Consider the following 15,725-nt stretch of genomic DNA (forward strand, 5'->3'; position numbering starts at 1 on the left):
ACCGGGTGAAGGCCGGGATCAGGAGCGTTTGCGCTGCTCGTCGTTGGCCTTCAGCATGTCCATGACCGGCTGGTAGTCCTTGAGCGTCACCGGGGTGACGCCGAGATCCTTGCCGTCGGAGAGCCGGTCGAACGCCGCCTTGTCGGCCTTGGGCAGATCGACGAAGGCCTGGCGGATCCTGGCCTTCAGGTCGTCGGGCAGGGTGGCCAGCACGGCGTAAGCGTCCCCCGGCAGGGAGCCGGACTTGAACACGATGCGGAAGTCCGACTTCTGCATCGGCTTGCCGGCAGCATCCTTGACGACGCCTTTGGTAAGCATGCGCGTGAGATTGCTGTCCGTCTCGGAGTTCCAGAAGTTCGCCGCCGCATCCACGGTGCCCTGGGTCAGGGCCAGGACGGCGTTCTCGTGGCTCCCGGCATAGACAGCTTTGCCGAAATACGTGTCGACGTCGTAGCCGGCCTGCTTCAGGAAGAAGCGCGGCGCCTGGTTGCCGGAAGTGGAGTTCGGATCGACCAGGGCGAGCTTCTTGCCCTTGAGATCCTCGACCGTCTTGTACGGGCTGGAGGCCAGGGCGTAGATCACCGAATAATAGCCCGCGGTTCCGGTCTCATGCACCGGGCTCACCATCGGCTCGAGCTTCACCCCGGTCATCGCGGCACGGGCGAGCGAGGCCGCCCCGTAGAACGCGATGTGGATGTTGCCGGCGCGCTGGCCCTCGATCACCGCGGCGTAGTCGCTGGCGACCCGCAACTTCACCGGCACGCCGAGCGCCTTGGTCAGGTAAGCGGTCAGAGGCGCGTAACGGTCGGCCGTGCCGCTGGCGTTCTCGGCGGGGATCACCCCCAGGCTCAGCTCGGGATAGCGGTCCTTCCGATCTTGGGCGGCGGCCGGCAGGCCGAGCAGCGTGAGCGCTGCCGCGGCGGCGAGGGTGCGTCGGGTGATCATCGTGTTTGTCTCAGATCCGTATCAGGCGTTGGATCGGCCGACCGCAATCGGCACACCAAGCCAGGCGCTTCCCCGCCCCATCGTTTTTAGCGTTTTGGTCCCGACGCCGCCGGCTCAGGCGCCGATGGCGGCCTCACGGATGGGCTGGACCGGCACGAGACCCGGGAGTCCCGGCATGGCCGCCCGCTGCTCCGCCTCGCGCTCGGCGGAATCGTCCAGCACCTCGCCGGCCTCCAGGCCGTAGAGGCGGCGCGCCACATCCTCGGTCAGGTCGAACGGACCGCCATCGAACACCACCCGGCCGGCAGCAAGGCCGACGAGGCGGTCGCAATAGGCGCGGGCGAGGTCGAGCGAGTGCAGGTTGCACAGGACCGTGATGCCGTAGCGCCGGTTCACCGCGGCCAGCGCGTCCATCACCAGGCGGGTGTTGCGCGGATCCAGGGACGCCACCGGCTCGTCGGCCAGCAGGATCTCCGGCTCCTGCACGAGGGCCCGGGCGATGGCGACGCGCTGCTGCTGCCCGCCCGACAGGCCGTCGGCCCGCTGGCCGGCGAACTCCCCCATGTCGAAGCTCTCGAGGGCGGCGAGCGCCATGGCTCGGTCCTCGTCCGACCACATCCGGAGCAGGGACCGATGGGTCGGCACATGGCTGAGCCGGCCCATCAGGACGTTGTTCATCACGTCCAGCCGGCCGACCAAGTTGAATTGCTGGAAGATCATGGCGCAGCGGGTGCGCCATTCCCGCAGGGCCCGGCCCGTCAGGCCGGTGACATCGCGGCCGTCATAGAGGATGCGGCCCGAGCTTGGGTCGGCAAGCCGGTTGATCAGGCGCAGAAGTGTCGATTTGCCAGCTCCAGACCGGCCGATCACGCCCACGAAGGTCCCGCGTTCGATCTGCAACGAGACACCGTCCACGGCCCGGCGGCCGCCGTACTGACGCGTGAGATCCTCGACGACGAGCATTCATTTCCATCCACTGCGGAATGCGCGCAGATAAACGCCTCTTCGACGACAATTGGATGACGAATACGATCCGATGTACTTAGTCGGCGCATCAAAGCGGCCACTGTGCATAGCGCTGTGCTCTATGTCCCGGACCAGCCCGTGTACCGCTCCAGGAAATCCTCGATCGGGAGCGTGCGGAAATCCGGCAGCGCCCGGCGCAGGCGCTCATGGTCCCAATCCCACCAGGCGAGTCGCTCCAGGCGTTCGGCGATTGCCTCGGGAAAGCGGCGGCGCACCGGCCGGGCCGGGTTGCCGACGACGATCGTGTAGGCCGGCACGTCGCGGGTCACGATCGCCCCCGCGCCGATTACGGCGCCGGTGCCGATGGTGCGGCCGGGCAGCACGACGACCCCGTGGCCGATCCAGACATCGTGGCCGATGGTCACCGGGCTGGACCGGCGGCGCTCGAAGAAAGATTCCTCGTCCACCTCCTCCGGCCAATAGGCATGGGCCCGATAGGTGAAATGCGCCTGGCTCGCGCGCTCCATCGGGTGGTTGCCCGGGTTGATCCGGACGTGGGACGCGATCGAGCAGAACTTGCCGATGGTGGTGTAGATCACCTCGCCGTCCTGGCTGATGTAGGAATAATCGTCGAGGACGGTCTCGGTCAGGCGCGTGCGGGCGCCGACCTCGGTGTAGCGGCCGAGATGGCACTCGGTGACCCGGGCGCTCGGGTCGATCGCGGGCGTGAGGCCCAGATAATGCTCAGCCATGGGCGCCCCCAAAGGGCAGGCGCGCCAGAAGCCGGAACGGCTCGGACCCGTCCTGGGACAGGAGGCACACGGCGTCGATCACCACCGGTTCCGGTCCGGAGGCCGCGTAGGCGTCGGTCAGCCGGCGCAGCCAGGCGGCCCGGTCGGGCTCCGGCAGGGCATCGGTCAGCGTCATGTGGAACCGGAAGGCCTCGAAGACATACGGGTAGCCCCAGCGGGCCAGGAGCGCGCGGCCGCGCGGATCAAGGCGCTCCGGGCGGCGCTTGGCGCGCTCGGCCTCCGAGAGCGGTGCCCGCAGCGGATCGAGGGCGGCGACGCATTCGGCGGCGAGCAGGCCGAGCTCCGGCGGCGGGGCTTCGGGCACCAGGGCGAGGAACGGCCCGAGCGCCGCGACCCGCAGCAGACCGAGCGAAACCGGCGGGTGCCCGGCCGCGAGGTCCCGGGCGGTCGCGAGAAGGTCGGCCTCCTCGGCCGCCGGGGCGAGGCGCATCGGCGCCTTGAGGGTCGCGTGGAACCCGTAGATCCGGGCCCCGGCGGTGACCCCAGCGAAGTCGCCGAGCCCGTCCGGATGCGGGACCGGGGCGCCGGCGACGTTGTCGTAGCCGAGCACGGCATTGCCGAAGGCCGCGAGCCCCGAGCCGGGGGCGGGGAGCCAGTAGAGAGCGTAGCGGCGCGTCATGTCCCGACCTCCGGCTCCCGCGCGGTCACGCCGTCGGCGCGCAGGCGCGGTCGACGCTCGCCCGGCGCGGGCGCACATCCATGGCGTTGCCGCGCCACACGATGGCGCTCTGCACCCAGGCCCCCAGCCAGATCGCCGGGATCAGGGCGTCGCGAACCAGGAAGGCCACCCACATCCGCGGCCCGCGATGCCAGCCCGCGCGGGCCGCGAGCCGGTCTTCGGCGACATAGCACAGCCCGGCGAGGGCGGCAGCGCCCGCGAGCCCGGTCAGGCTGCCGGCCCAGAGGGCGATCAGGAGCGCCGGCAGCAGGACGCCGCTGCCGATCTCCGGGGCGAAGAACAGCGGGAAGGTCACCCGCCGCAGCCGGGCCCAGCGCAGCTGCCGGGCCCAAACCTCCCGGAAGCCGCGGGGCCCGAGCGGCTGCTCGAACGGGCTCGCGACCAGATGGACGCGCTTGCCCGCCGCCCGCACCAGCTTGGTGGCGGCGGCGTCCTCGGCGATCTCGGAGGCCAGCGCCTGCAGGCCGCCCTGGGCCTCCAGGAAGGGCTTGTGCCAGAGCATGCTCTTGCCCTGCGCGAAGCCCAGGCCGAACGCCTCGGCAGCGTATTGCCAGCGCGCCTGCAGCGTATTGAGGAAGGCGCATTCGACCTCGGCCATGAAGCTGCCCGGCCGGGCGCCCGCCGGGGTCGAGCAGACGAGGCCGGTCTCGTCCCGCCAGGCCGCCTGGAGCCGTTGTAGGTAGTCCGGCGGCATGGCCACGTTGGAATCGGCCAGCACGACCCAGTCATGCGCGGCGGCGCGCCAGCCGCGCAGGCAATTGTTGAGCTTCGGATTGTCGCTGATGCGCTCGTCGCCGAGGATCAGCCGGGCCGGCACCTGCGGGTGGTCGGCGATCAGGCGTTGCACCCGCGGCACGATCGGATCGTCGGAATCGGCCACGCAGAAGATCAGCTCGTAGGCCGGATAGGCGAGGCGGAAGCTGCGGGCCAGCATCTCGTCGCTGAACGCCTCGATCCCGTGGAGCGGGCGGACCAGGGAGACGGGGGCGCCGGCCGGGAAGGTGGAGGCGCCGCGGACCTGGCCGATGCGCCGGCCCGCGATCGCGATGCTGGCGATCTGGACGAGGGCCAGGATCGCGCCGAGGGACAAAGCCGACACCGTGGGGTCAATCATGCGGATCCCTCGTGTACGCTCGTGATCGGCCTGGCTCGCCGGCGAGCGCGCGTCGCATCAACGACTTAGAGCCGCACCCAGTCCGAGCGCGGCTCTAGCGGCCGGACCGCGTCAGTCGTGTGACAGAGCGCCCATCAGAACCGGAGGGTGAAATTGCCCTTGACGGCCTGGTCCTGGGCGCGGGCGCCGACCTGGCCGGTATAGGCCACGCCCAGTCTGGCGTTGGGCGCCACCGCCAGGTCGAGCCCGGCGCCGGCCACCAGCGCGTCCCAGTCGATCGGGACGCCCGCGCTCAGGAAGGAAGGCCCGCTGCCGAAGCTCAGCAGAGCCGTCGGCACCACGTCCCCGAACGCCCGCCGGTAGCCCAGCTGCCCGTGCGCCGTCACCGGAAGCCCGAAGCCCAGATCCAGGCTGGTCTGCGCCCGCACCCCCGCCGTCACCGCGCCGAGGTCGTAGTCGCGCGCGTAGCTCACCAGCGCCGCCGCGCCCCCGGTCTCCGCGAACCCGTCGCGCCGGATGCCGATATACGCCCCGCCCACGAACGGCTCGATAGACGAGGCCGCCACCGCCGGCCCGTCCTTCGAGGCCCCGGCAGAGGCCGCGCCGAACGCGAACCGGTAGCCGATCTCGCCGAAACCCTGGACGGTATGGCCGCCGCCATGGCCGGTCGGGCTGTCCGACAGGCCGTAGAGCACGCTGCGCCGGGTGCGGGTGTCGGTATCGGCGTAGAGGGCGCCCAGCCGCACCGAGACCGGGCCGAACGCGTAGCCGCCGTAGACGCCGCCGAAGCCGCTCTTGAGCGTCGCGCTCTCCGCCCGGGCACCGCCGCCCAGCCGGCCGGCGCTGTCGAGGTTGGTCTCGGTGTAGCCGCCGACCAGGCCGAACCGGACCCCGCTCGGCAGCCGGATGTCGGCGCCGAGCGCGAAGCCGGCGATCTGCCGGTCGAGGTCGAAGGCGTTGCCGCCCCCGCCCGCCGTGCCGAACGCGCCGAAGCCCTGGCCCCAGAGGCCGAACACCTGCGAATCGAGGGCGCGCACCGGGACATGGGCCACCGGCGGCGCCCGGCCCGGCAGGTCGGCGGTGTAGGCCGCCGGCACGGTGCCGTAATCCAGGCCCTGGGCGTCGCTCCCCCGGCGCAGGCGGTCGAGTACCGCCTCGCGCACGAAGAACGCGGTCTCGTAGGCGGCCGAGACCGTGCTGGCATGGATGTCGCCGGAGAGCGCCCGGAAGCCGTCGGCGGCCTCCTCCGTGGTGAAGGCCAGGGCGGCGTCATAGGCCCGGCCGGCGCCGGCCGCCTGGATCGCGTCGGCGGCGGCGATGCCGTTGCGGCCGGTGGCGCCGGCGGCGAGCGGCACGTCGTTGCGGGTGAGGGTCAGGTCGACCGCGTTGGGGCGGTAGCGCAGGCCCGGGGACAGGAAGGCGAGGTTGGCGGTGACCCCGTCGAACCGGCCGGAGACGCCGCCGGCGGCGGTGAGGATCGCGTAGGTGGTGCGCGGGTTGTAGGCGCCCGAGGCCGCCTGCACCTGCACGGTGCCGCCGGCCAGCGTCGCGGTGCCGCCGGCGGCGATCTTGTCGGCCTGTCCGGCGGCGTTGGCCTCGACCCGGTAGGTCGAGCCCGGGGCGAAGGCGGCCGCGCCGGCGACGGTGAGCGTGCCGATCGAGTTGCCCGGCGACACCGTGCCGCCCGACAGCGCGTTGACGCCCCCGACGCTGCCCGAGCCGCCCAGCAGGCCGCCGGCATTGACCGAGACGGTGCCCGCGATCGTGCCGTTGGCGTAGAGCGCGCCGCCATTGCCGATGCCGACATCGATGCCGAGGCGGTCGGTGGCGTCCATGCGCAGGGTGCCGGTGACGTTCCCGAAATAGCCGGCGGCGGCGTAGAGGTCGATGCGGCTCCAGTAGCTCAGCGGGGTGCCGTAGAAGGCGGCCAGCGCGTTGGTCTCGGTGTTGACGACGACCTGGTTGATCGTGTCGGTCGCGAGCTGGCCGTAGAGGCCGCCCTGGGGGGCGAGGGTGCGGGCGGCCGCGGTCGATCCGCCGTAGAGCGGGGCCAGCAGGATCGAGGCGTCGGGCCCGCCCGCGGGGGCGGCCTCGCGCGGGGCCTGGGCGAAGGACAGGGTCGGCAGGCCGTAGGTCAGGCGGGCCCGGTAGGCGGCCTGGTTGGCGGCGGAGGGGATGTAGGGGTTGCCCGTGATATTGGGCGCCCCGGCCGCGCAGGCCGCGACGGTGTTGCCGCACTGGGCGGCGAGGTAGGCCTGGATCTGGCCCTGGGCCTGGACGAACTGGTTGGGCAGGTTGAGCGCGACGCCGGTCACCGCGGCGTTGTTGATATAGGCCGGGTTGGTGAAGGCCTGGGCGAGGCCGTAGGCCGACAGGGCCCGGCTGCCGATGACGTCGAGCGGGTAGTGGACGCCGAGGACGATGCGGCTCTCGCCGTACTCGGAGGCGCGCAGCAGCAGGCTCTGATATTGCTGCGGCACCAGCATCGCGAGCAGGTAGCCGCTGGTGAACGCGTAGGTGGTGTGGCCGCTCGGGAAGGACGGGTTCGTGGCGATGCCGTTGAGCGCCGTCGGATCGAACGCGTTGAACCGCTTGGGCGCGACCTGGACGGGGCGCGAGGACCCGTAGACGTCCTGGCCAGGTTGGGTGTTGTTCACTCCGTAGGCGAGATCGTAGACGCTGTTGGTGGTGTTGGGCAGGCCGTTATAGGTCGGCAGCGTGTAGCCTGCCGGCGCGACCGCGGGCACCGCCGCGTAATTGGCCGGGGTCACGCTCGGATTGTTGGCCGCGCCGTTGGCGAAGTAGTTCTTGGCGACGCCCAGGTTGTTGCCCGTGAACGTGTTGGCATTGACCAGCAGGTTGGCCACGCTGCCGAGTGCGCCGCCGGCGCCCTGGGCGACCCCGCGCTGGTAGATCGGCCCGAGCTGCGTGCCGAGACCGCCGACGAGCTGCTGCGGGACGATGCCGTTGATCGGCGTCTGACGGGGCAAGCCGCCGCCGATATTCGCGGCGACGCCGTAGGTGCCCAGCCCGACCGAGGACAGGTTGTTGCTGGCCGACGCGAGGAGGTTCTTGTCGCTGATCGCCAATTGCTGCCGGGCGAGCCCGGCACCGTTGTTCAGTGCCGCCGTCTGCGACAGGTTCTGGTCCAGCGTCGCCTGCCCGGTCGCCGTCGCGTTGAGCGACAGGAACGGCGACAGCAGGTTGAGGACGTTGACGTCGGAGGCCGTCGTGTTGACGGTCTGCGCCTGCACACCCGAACCGCATGCGGCGACCATCAACGCCGCGATCGAGACCCCGTAGCGAAACGTCATTCCCGGCCCCCAAGCCTGCGGCCATTCGGCCTGCGGCAGGAGATTTAACGAATTCTACGGATGCGAACGCGTCATAATCCATACACATTGCGCTGAATCACGGGCTGTATCTCACGCGCAACAGGCACTTATCTTAGCCGGCATAAATTTTCCGATCGCGTTGCTTGCACGTTGCTTCTTGCATCCCAGCCGCCGATGACCAAATCTACTCACGACTGGTTGAATCCGCGGCATCGTCCAGCGGACGGCTCGAGTTTTCTGCGGACAGATGTCAGTCCTCGGCATCCGCAGCGGGTGCCGCCGTATCAGTAAACACACCGGCCCTGAACTCTAGGAAGACCGACTGAATGTCGTCCCAATTAATAGCTTCGTATTATCGGCCCTAGACGCGCGAATATAATGCTGCCGTGAATCGGCCCGGTAAAACGTCACTGAACCGTCATCGCGTAATCCTAATCCCGCCCCGCTTCCGAAGACGATTCAACGCGAGGGCCCATGTCCGATTCCGCCGTAATGCCGCAGCCGGCGGCGGGAGGCAGGCCAGCGAGCGGTCCGCGTCTCGACCACGGGATGCATCTGGGTGGCGTGGTCGCCTTCCTGGCTGTCCTGGTGGCCGGGCTCGGCTACGCGGTGGTGAGCCTGATCACCGACATGAACGCGGCCGGCGAGGCGCCGCTGGCCTACGGGGCCTTCGCGCTGCTCGGGCTCGCGCTGCTGATCGCCCTCGCCTTCGAATTCGTGAACGGCTTCCACGACACCGCCAACGCGGTGGCGACCGTGATCTACACCCACTCGATGCCGCCGCTGGTGGCGGTGGTCTGGTCGGGCTTCTTCAATTTCCTGGGGGTGATGCTGTCCTCCGGCGCGGTGGCCTACGCCATCGTCACCCTGCTGCCGGTGGAGTTGATCCTCCATGTCGGCTCGGGGGCCGGCTACGCGATGATCTTCGCGCTGCTGCTGGCCGCCATCATCTGGAATCTCGGGACCTGGGCCTTCGGCCTGCCGAACTCGTCGTCGCACGCGCTGATCGGCTCGGTCCTGGGCGTCGGACTGGGTAACCAGCTCATGAGCGGCGGCACCGGCACCGCCGGCGTTGATTGGGGCCAGGCGCTCAACGTGTTCAAGGCGCTGCTGTTCTCGCCGGTCTGCGGCTTCGTCCTGGCCGCGGCGCTGCTGCTCGTCCTGAAATTCCTGGTGCGCCGCAAGGACCTCTACGAGGCCCCCAAGGGTGAGGCGCCGCCGCCGATCTGGATCCGCGGCATGCTGATCCTGACCTGCACGCTGGTGTCGTTCTTCCACGGCGGCAATGACGGCCAGAAGGGCATGGGCCTGATCATGCTGATCCTGATCGGCGCCGCGCCCACCGCCTACGCGCTGAACCGGACCATGTCGGACGAAACGACCCCGGCCTTCATCGAGGCCTCCACGTCGGCGAGCCAGGTTTTCGCCGCCCGCGCCGCCCGCGCCCCCCAGCCGGATGCCGTGCAGGCGCGCCGGACGGTGACGGAGGCCCTGAAGACCAAGAACCTGAACCAGCCGCCGGTCTACGCCGCCCTCTCGGCGCTCGCGAACGACATCGCCGCCAGCGTGAAGAATTACGGCGCAATCCGCACCGTGCCGGCCGCCCAGACCGAGAACATGCGCAGCGACATGTACCTCGCCGCCGACGCGGTGCGGCTGCTGCCGGGCGCCGGGGTGGACTTCTCGGACCCCGAGAAGGCGACCCTGAAGACCTATACCGGGCTGCTGAACAACGGCACCCGCTATATCCCGGGCTGGGTGAAGATCTGCGTCGCCCTGGCGCTCGGGCTCGGCACGATGGTCGGCTGGAAGCGCATCGTCGTCACGGTGGGCGAGAAGATCGGCAAGACCCACCTCACCTACGCCCAGGGCGCTTCGGCCGAGATCGTGGCCGCGGGCACGATCGGGCTCGCCGAGCTCTACGGCCTGCCGGTCTCGACCACGCACATCCTGTCCTCGGGCGTGGCCGGGACGATGGCGGCCAACGGCTCGGGCCTGCAGATGTCGACGGTGCGCAACATGGCGCTCGCCTGGGTGCTGACCCTGCCGGCCGCCATCACGCTGGCGGCGGGCCTGTATTTCCTGCTGCGCCACGTCTTCTGACGGGGCCGGGCCCGCGGTGCAGGATCCTGCGCCGCGGGCCCGGTGGCACGCAGCGCGCTATCGAGACGGACAGGGACGTTTCCGTGGTCGACGGAAACGGCCCTGTCCGTTCTGGTCCCGATGTCTCGGGTGGTTACGGGCGCGCCATGGCGCGCACGAAGGCCAGGCAGGTGCGGCGCGCGGCGACGGTCTCGATCGCCATGAAGGCCGTCACGAGATCCGCGGCCTGAGCGACCGTCTCGCCCGGTGCGCGCTCGTCCGGGAAGAACGCGTCGACCGGCAGATGGAGCGTGTCGGCGATGCGTTCCAGGATCGCCGCGGAGCGATCCGCCTCCGGATGCCGGCAAACCGGCTGGGTCATGGCGCGGGCCGTCATTCAATCCACCTGATTGCCGAGCTGGATCGCCCGGGCGATCTCGGAGCGCCGCGCGGCGTAGCCGGGGGCGACCATCGGGTAATCGGCGGGCAGGCCGAACTTGGCCCGGTAGCGCTCGGGCGTCAGGCCGTTGGCGGTGAGGTGCCGCTTGAGCGTCTTGTAGGAGCGGCCGTCGATGAAGCTGATCAGGCCATCACGGCCGATCGAGGCCTCGATCTGCTCGGCGGACGGGCCGGTCCAGCCCGCGGCGCGGCCGGTGGGGTTCCTCTGCAGCACCGCGATGGCCGTGTGGACCTGGTCGATCAGCACCGGCAGGTCTCCCGCCCCCACGGGGTTCCGCGACACATAGGCAGCGACGATCGCGCCGACTTTCTCGATCAGGAAGGAAGAGCGGGGTTCGGTTTGATTGATCATGTCAGGTGTCGCTGTTCAACATTTCGTTACTAATGGCCCGCGTTGCCGATCGACGGCCCGAAGATCCGCCCCAGTGATCGACATCCGCCGGACACCCCACCGACGGTGAGTTGCCACGCTAACCTCAAGTTGCCTAAGTGCATCTCTTGAGGTGAGAAACAATATACAATATGTGCCCGGCGGCGCTTGTCTGAAGACGCGGATCCCTTGTCCTCGCCGCGCGGAATGCCGGTCGATAAAAAAATTTACTGATGGAACCACTGTTTTCGACCGAGAGCGTTAACCCGTTGCACAGTTTTCGGCAGCGGCGGGATGCAATCTCTGGGTGGGGCGTGCCCTACGAGCCGTCGCATCGCGACGACGGGCCGTTCACCGGCAAGCGCGCGGCCGCCCGTCCCGGGCCCCTATCGCTGATGCGCATCATCGGTAGCGCCACCCGAAGCGAGGCGCCGCACGAGCAGATCCAGCGCCACAGCGAGGACGGCACGGTCGTGGTGATCTTCAAGCTCGCCGGCGTATCGATGCTCGGCCAGGAGGACCGGTCGACTGTGCAGCGGCCCGGTGACATCGTGGTGATCGATCATCGTCCGGCGCCCCACGAATCCCATGCGGGCAGCCAAGCGCTGCTCCTGGAACTGCCGCGCGAGCGCCTGGAGAGCGTTCTGGGATTCACGCGCCTCTATGCGGCCATGGCGACGGGCGCGGACGGCGCCTCCACGGCTGTGACAGTCACATTCGTCCACGAGTTGGTCCGCCTGTGCGCCCAGCTCGATCCTGCATCGGCCGCCCGGATGGCATCGATCGGCATCGACTGGATCCGGCACCGCCGGCCCGAGGTCGTGACCAAGCGCCTGACCGAGCCGCGCGGCGTCCACCTGTCGATCGGACCGCTTTCCTTCGGCTTCGGCTTCGCCAACCAGACCCGTTTCTCCCGCCGCTTCAAGGAACGCCACGGCATGACTCCCCGCGAGTATCGCCAGGTGGCCCTCGTCAGCACCCCGTAGGCCATCACGCCACTCGGCCCCGCCAGGGAACAGCACCCGTGCAGCCCGTATTCACGACTGACGGCCTCCACCCGAAGAACAGCTTCCAGATCTGGCGGGAGGTGCTGTTCGAGCGGCTCGTGCCGATCGAGATCGAACGCCTCGACGACAGACCGTTCGCCGGCAAGATGGAGGTCGCCAGCGTCGGCTCCCTCAACATGAGCCGCATCACGCAGGGCGCCCTGCGCAGCGAGACGACGCCCAACGCCGCCCGCCATCACGACAGGGCCGGCATGGCCGTCGTGCTGTTCAAGCTCGCCGGCACCTCGACCTGCCTTCAGGACGGCAGGGATTCCGTTCAGAAGCCCGGCGACATCGTCGTGCTCGATCACCGGCCGGCCGTGGTGACGACGAGCGCGGGCAGCCAGTCCATGTTTTTGGAACTGCCGCGTGAGCGCCTAGAGAGCATGCTCGGGCCCACCCGGCTCTACACCGCGCTGGCGATGGGGGCGGAAGTGGCCTCGACCAGCCTCGCCGCAAGCTTCTTCCGCGAGTTGGTTCAGGTGCGCCACCGGCTCGATGCCGACGCGGCCGAACGGATGTCGACGATCGGCGTCGACCTGATCGTGGCCTGTATCGCCGAGCGGATGGCCAAGGAGGTGCCGCAGCCGCTGCACGGGACCGTCGTAGTCCAGCGCGCCAAGGCGTATGTCGAGGCCCATCTCGGCGACCCGACCCTGGACCCACCGCATCTGGCGGCCGCGGTCGGCGTTTCGTTGCGCCGGCTCCAGGAATTGTTCCACGCGCGCGGCCAGCACATTTCCGACTGGATCTGGCATCGCCGGCTCGAGGCCGCCGCCAAGCGGCTGGCCGATCCGAGCGGCGCCCATATACAGATCGGTGCCGTGGCCTTCGGCTGCGGCTTCGCGAGCCAAGCCCATTTCTCCCGCCGCTTCAAGGAACGCCACGGCATGTCCCCGCGCGAGTACCGGATCGCGGCCCTCCTGGGCACGCCGTAGGGGCGTTCGACCCGTCGCGGCGGGGCGCGGGCCGCAACGGACGCCCCGCATGACCGCACGATGCCCGGGCGTGCTGCATGGCGGCCACGGCATGTGTTGTCCCGCCGGCGGGATGCTCGGCGGCCTGTGAAAAAGCAGAGCGGCATTTGCATCGGCGGCGGAAATTTTGATATAGGCCCCTGCAACACCTTACTCCGGTGGCCGCGAGACCGGTCGATATTTGATCTACATTATAAAAATACAATCAAGCAATCAAAGCCCCAAAACAATACCTCAGAACAGCATAACGCGATGACACCGCAAATCGTATCTGTGAAAATGGAATTATATTTATGAGATTATTGTTTTCGACCGAAAATATCCCTATCAATACCAGATTCAAGCGGTGGCTGGAGACACTGGAAGAGCAGCGCCTGCCTCTCGAGCAGGAGCGGCTCGGCTCTGGTCCGTTCGAGGCCAAGCTGGAGAGCGCCACCCTTGGCCCTCTGACGATGACGCGCGTCTCGGAGGGCCCCCTCCGCAGCGAGGCGACACCGCGCGCAATCCGTCGCCTGGGCGACGAGGGCGGGATCAGCGTGGCCTTCATCCTCGCCGGCTCGACAACGGTCGGGCAGCGGGATCGGACATCCTTGCAACGCCAGGGCGACCTGGTCGTGATCGAGCATCAACCGACGGTGATCACGACGAGCCCCGGCAACCAATCACTCTACCTGAAGATGCCGCGCGAGCGCCTGGAGCGCGTGCTCGGGCCGGCCCGTCGCTACGCGGCCCTGACCGTGGGCGCCGAGCTGGCCACCGCGATCCTGGCAATGAGCTTCTTCGAGGAGCTGAGCCGCATGCATCACCGGCTCGATCCCGTCACGGGCGCCCGGATGGGGTCGATCGGCGTGGACCTGATCGTGGCCAGCATCGCCGAGCGGATCGCCCTGGACGCGCCCCTTCCGGCCAGCGGCGACGTCCTTGTCCAGCGGGCCAAGGCGCATGTCGAAGCGCATCTCGGCGACCCCACTCTCGATCCGCCCCGGCTCGCGGCGGCGGTCGGCGTCTCGCTGCGCCGGCTCCAGGCGCTGTTCGACGAGCGCGGCCAGCACGTCTCCGACTGGATCTGGCAGCGCCGTCTGGAGGTCGCGGCCGATCGCCTGGCGGACCCGACCTGCACCCACCTGACGATCGACACCCTGGCCGGCGGCTGCGGCTTCGCCAGCCGGGCCCATTTCTCCCGCCGGTTCAAGAGCCGGTTCGGCCTGGCGCCCAGCGACTTCCGGCGCGCCATCGGGCTGGGTCTGCAATAACGCTCCGGCGCGCCCCGCTCAGGGGCCGCGATCGCTTCGGCGCAGGCTCGCCGGCATGGCGAACAGCAGGAGGCCGGCCGCCACCAGGCAGAGCGAGCCGATGACGTAGAGGGCCGGCGTCGTGGATCCGGTCAGGTCCTTGACCCAGCCGACCATCACCGGGCTGACGATGCCGCCGAGCTGGCCGAGCGTGTTGATCAGCGCGATGCCGCCCGCCGCGCCGACGCCGGTCACGAGCTTGGCCGGCAGAGTCCAGAAGGTCGGGATCGAGGCGACGATCCCGGACCCCAGCAGCGCCAGCGAGATCATCAGCGGCACGATCTGCCGATCGAACAGGCCGGCGGTGAAAAACCCGATGGCCGCAGCGATCGCCAGCGCGGCGACGAATTTCGGCCGCTCACCCGAGGCGTCGGACAGGCGCCCGACCACCACCATGCTGATCGCGCCGCAGATGTAGGGGATCGCGGTCAGGAACCCGACATAGGCCGCGCTGCTGCCGCTGGCGGTCTTGATCAGGTCCGGCCCCCAGAAGTTCAGGCCGTAGGAGCCGATCTGGAGGAGGAAGTAGACCAGCCCGATCATCAGGAAGCCCGGCTGGCGGAGCGCGCCGAGGAGCGAATGGTCGCCGATCTCCCGGTTGTGGTGGGCGATCCGGGCCGACAGCAGGTCCTTCTCCGGCTGCGAGAGCCAGCCGGCGTCGGAGATCCGGTCGTCGAGGCGCATCAGCACCAGCGCGCCGAGCAGGAGGCAGGGCAGGCCGCCGGCCAGGAACAGCCATTGCCAGCCGGCGAGCCCGGCGACGCCGTTGAGTCCACCGAGGATCAGGCCGGCCACCGGCGCCCCGACGATGCCGGAGAAGGCCGAGGCCACGAACAGGAACGAGGTGATCCGCCCGCGATGGGAGGCCGGGAACCACAGGGTCAGGTAGTACAGGATGCCGGGCGCGAAGCCCGCCTCCATGGCGCCGATGAGGAAGCGCAGGGTGTAGAAGTGCCACTCGGTGCGGATGAAGATCATCAGCGCGGTGGCGATCCCCCAGGAGATCATGATCCGGGCGATCCAGCGGCGCGCGCCGACCCGGTAGAGGAACAGGTTCGACGGCACCTCGAAGATGACGTAGCCGACCACGAACATACTGGCGCCGAGCCCGTAGGCGACGTTGCTGAAGCCGAGGTCGCTCTGAAGCTGGAACTTGGCGAAGCTGATGTTGATCCGGTCGAAGAACGCGAACAGGTAGCAGACCATGATCAGCGGCATCAGCCGCCACGCGACCTTCCGGACGATTCCGGTCTCGGTCACGTCCTCTGGGCGCGCGGGCGCGCCGGTCACCGCGATGGCCATCGTGTTCCTCCCTGGAGAAGTCCGGCCGCCCCGTCGCGGAAGGGCCGGATGCGCGGAGCCGCCTTCGATGGGCGGCTTTGTCGCGCGGCGTTCGTTGAGACGTCAGGCGGCCCGGGGGACCGGGTGCAGGTCGCAGGGCCGGCCGGCCTTGGCGACCTGGCCCGGCACCTCGTGGCCGACGAGCCGTGGCAAGTCCCGGGACAGGGCGATCAGGGCCGGCAGGTCGAGACCGGTCCGGATCCCCATCTCGTGGGCCATGCTGACCAGATCCTCGGTGCAGATGTTGCCGGTGGCACCCGGCGCGAACGGGCAGCCGCCGAGACCGCCGAGCGCCGCGTCGAAGCGG

Annotated in this window: 13 protein-coding genes and 1 pseudogene; 4 read left to right on the forward strand and 10 right to left on the reverse strand. The window is 69.4% G+C overall.

What is annotated here, in order from left to right; genetic code table 11:
* Positions 1–18: 18 nt before the first annotated feature.
* The 6 genes from phnD to AKJ13_RS33140 form a co-directional block, all read right to left on the reverse strand.
* The gene (gene phnD / locus AKJ13_RS22165; protein ID WP_050735300.1) at positions 19–945 is read right to left on the reverse strand and encodes a phosphonate ABC transporter substrate-binding protein; all 927 of its coding nucleotides are present in this window, start codon (positions 943–945) and stop codon (positions 19–21) included.
* A gap of 114 nt (positions 946–1,059) precedes the next feature.
* Complete coding sequence (phnC, locus tag AKJ13_RS22170; RefSeq protein ID WP_007560215.1) at positions 1,060–1,908, reverse strand: phosphonate ABC transporter ATP-binding protein; 849 nt, start codon at positions 1,906–1,908, stop codon at positions 1,060–1,062.
* A gap of 122 nt (positions 1,909–2,030) precedes the next feature.
* Positions 2,031–2,663, reverse strand: coding sequence for a chloramphenicol acetyltransferase (locus AKJ13_RS22175; RefSeq protein ID WP_050735321.1), 633 nt, complete (start codon positions 2,661–2,663; stop codon positions 2,031–2,033).
* Positions 2,656–3,342 (reverse strand): DUF1045 domain-containing protein, encoded by a 687-nt coding sequence (locus tag AKJ13_RS22180; protein ID WP_050735301.1) that lies wholly within the window; start codon positions 3,340–3,342, stop codon positions 2,656–2,658. Before AKJ13_RS22180 ends, AKJ13_RS22175 begins: the two co-directional genes overlap by 8 nt.
* 25 nt (positions 3,343–3,367) lie before the next feature.
* Positions 3,368–4,516: a ceramide glucosyltransferase gene (locus tag AKJ13_RS22185; protein ID WP_050735302.1), complete on the reverse strand. Its 1,149-nt coding sequence runs from the start codon at positions 4,514–4,516 to the stop codon at positions 3,368–3,370.
* A 134-nt stretch (positions 4,517–4,650) separates the two neighbouring features.
* On the reverse strand, positions 4,651–7,830 hold the full coding sequence (locus AKJ13_RS33140; protein WP_050735303.1) for an autotransporter domain-containing protein: 3,180 nt from the start codon (positions 7,828–7,830) through the stop codon (positions 4,651–4,653).
* Positions 7,831–8,325: 495 nt separating this feature from the next.
* On the opposite strand from AKJ13_RS33140, the gene AKJ13_RS22195 reads away from it, so the two are divergent.
* Positions 8,326–9,954 (forward strand): inorganic phosphate transporter, encoded by a 1,629-nt coding sequence (locus AKJ13_RS22195; protein ID WP_050735304.1) that lies wholly within the window; start codon positions 8,326–8,328, stop codon positions 9,952–9,954.
* 133 nt (positions 9,955–10,087) lie between these two features.
* On the opposite strand, the gene AKJ13_RS22200 is transcribed toward AKJ13_RS22195, so the two are convergent.
* The gene (locus AKJ13_RS22200) at positions 10,088–10,330 is read right to left on the reverse strand and encodes a hypothetical protein (protein WP_050735305.1); all 243 of its coding nucleotides are present in this window, start codon (positions 10,328–10,330) and stop codon (positions 10,088–10,090) included.
* A complete protein-coding gene (locus AKJ13_RS22205; RefSeq protein WP_050735306.1) occupies positions 10,331–10,744 on the reverse strand; it encodes a MucR family transcriptional regulator in 414 nt (137 codons plus the stop codon).
* A 332-nt stretch (positions 10,745–11,076) separates the two neighbouring features.
* Between AKJ13_RS22205 and AKJ13_RS22210 the strand changes: the two genes are divergently transcribed.
* The 3 genes from AKJ13_RS22210 (at position 11,077) to AKJ13_RS22220 (ending at position 14,038) form a co-directional block, all read left to right on the forward strand.
* A complete protein-coding gene (locus tag AKJ13_RS22210; RefSeq protein WP_244471678.1) occupies positions 11,077–11,748 on the forward strand; it encodes a helix-turn-helix domain-containing protein in 672 nt (223 codons plus the stop codon).
* Between the two features lie 38 nt (positions 11,749–11,786).
* A complete protein-coding gene (locus tag AKJ13_RS22215) occupies positions 11,787–12,746 on the forward strand; it encodes a helix-turn-helix domain-containing protein (protein WP_050735308.1) in 960 nt (319 codons plus the stop codon).
* 332 nt (positions 12,747–13,078) lie between these two features.
* Positions 13,079–14,038 carry a helix-turn-helix domain-containing protein gene (locus AKJ13_RS22220; RefSeq protein WP_050735309.1) on the forward strand — a complete coding sequence of 320 codons (960 nt, stop codon included), beginning with the start codon at positions 13,079–13,081 and terminating at the stop codon, positions 14,036–14,038.
* 18 nt (positions 14,039–14,056) lie between these two features.
* On the opposite strand, the gene AKJ13_RS22225 is transcribed toward AKJ13_RS22220, so the two are convergent.
* Positions 14,057–15,379: an MFS transporter gene (locus AKJ13_RS22225; protein WP_050735310.1), complete on the reverse strand. Its 1,323-nt coding sequence runs from the start codon at positions 15,377–15,379 to the stop codon at positions 14,057–14,059.
* 102 nt (positions 15,380–15,481) lie between these two features.
* Positions 15,482–15,725 (reverse strand): annotated as a pseudogene (locus AKJ13_RS22230) (hydroxymethylglutaryl-CoA lyase); the annotation flags it as partial.

The organism is Methylobacterium sp. ARG-1, from assembly GCF_001262595.1.
Classification (GTDB): Bacteria; Pseudomonadota; Alphaproteobacteria; order Rhizobiales; family Beijerinckiaceae; genus Methylobacterium; species Methylobacterium brachiatum.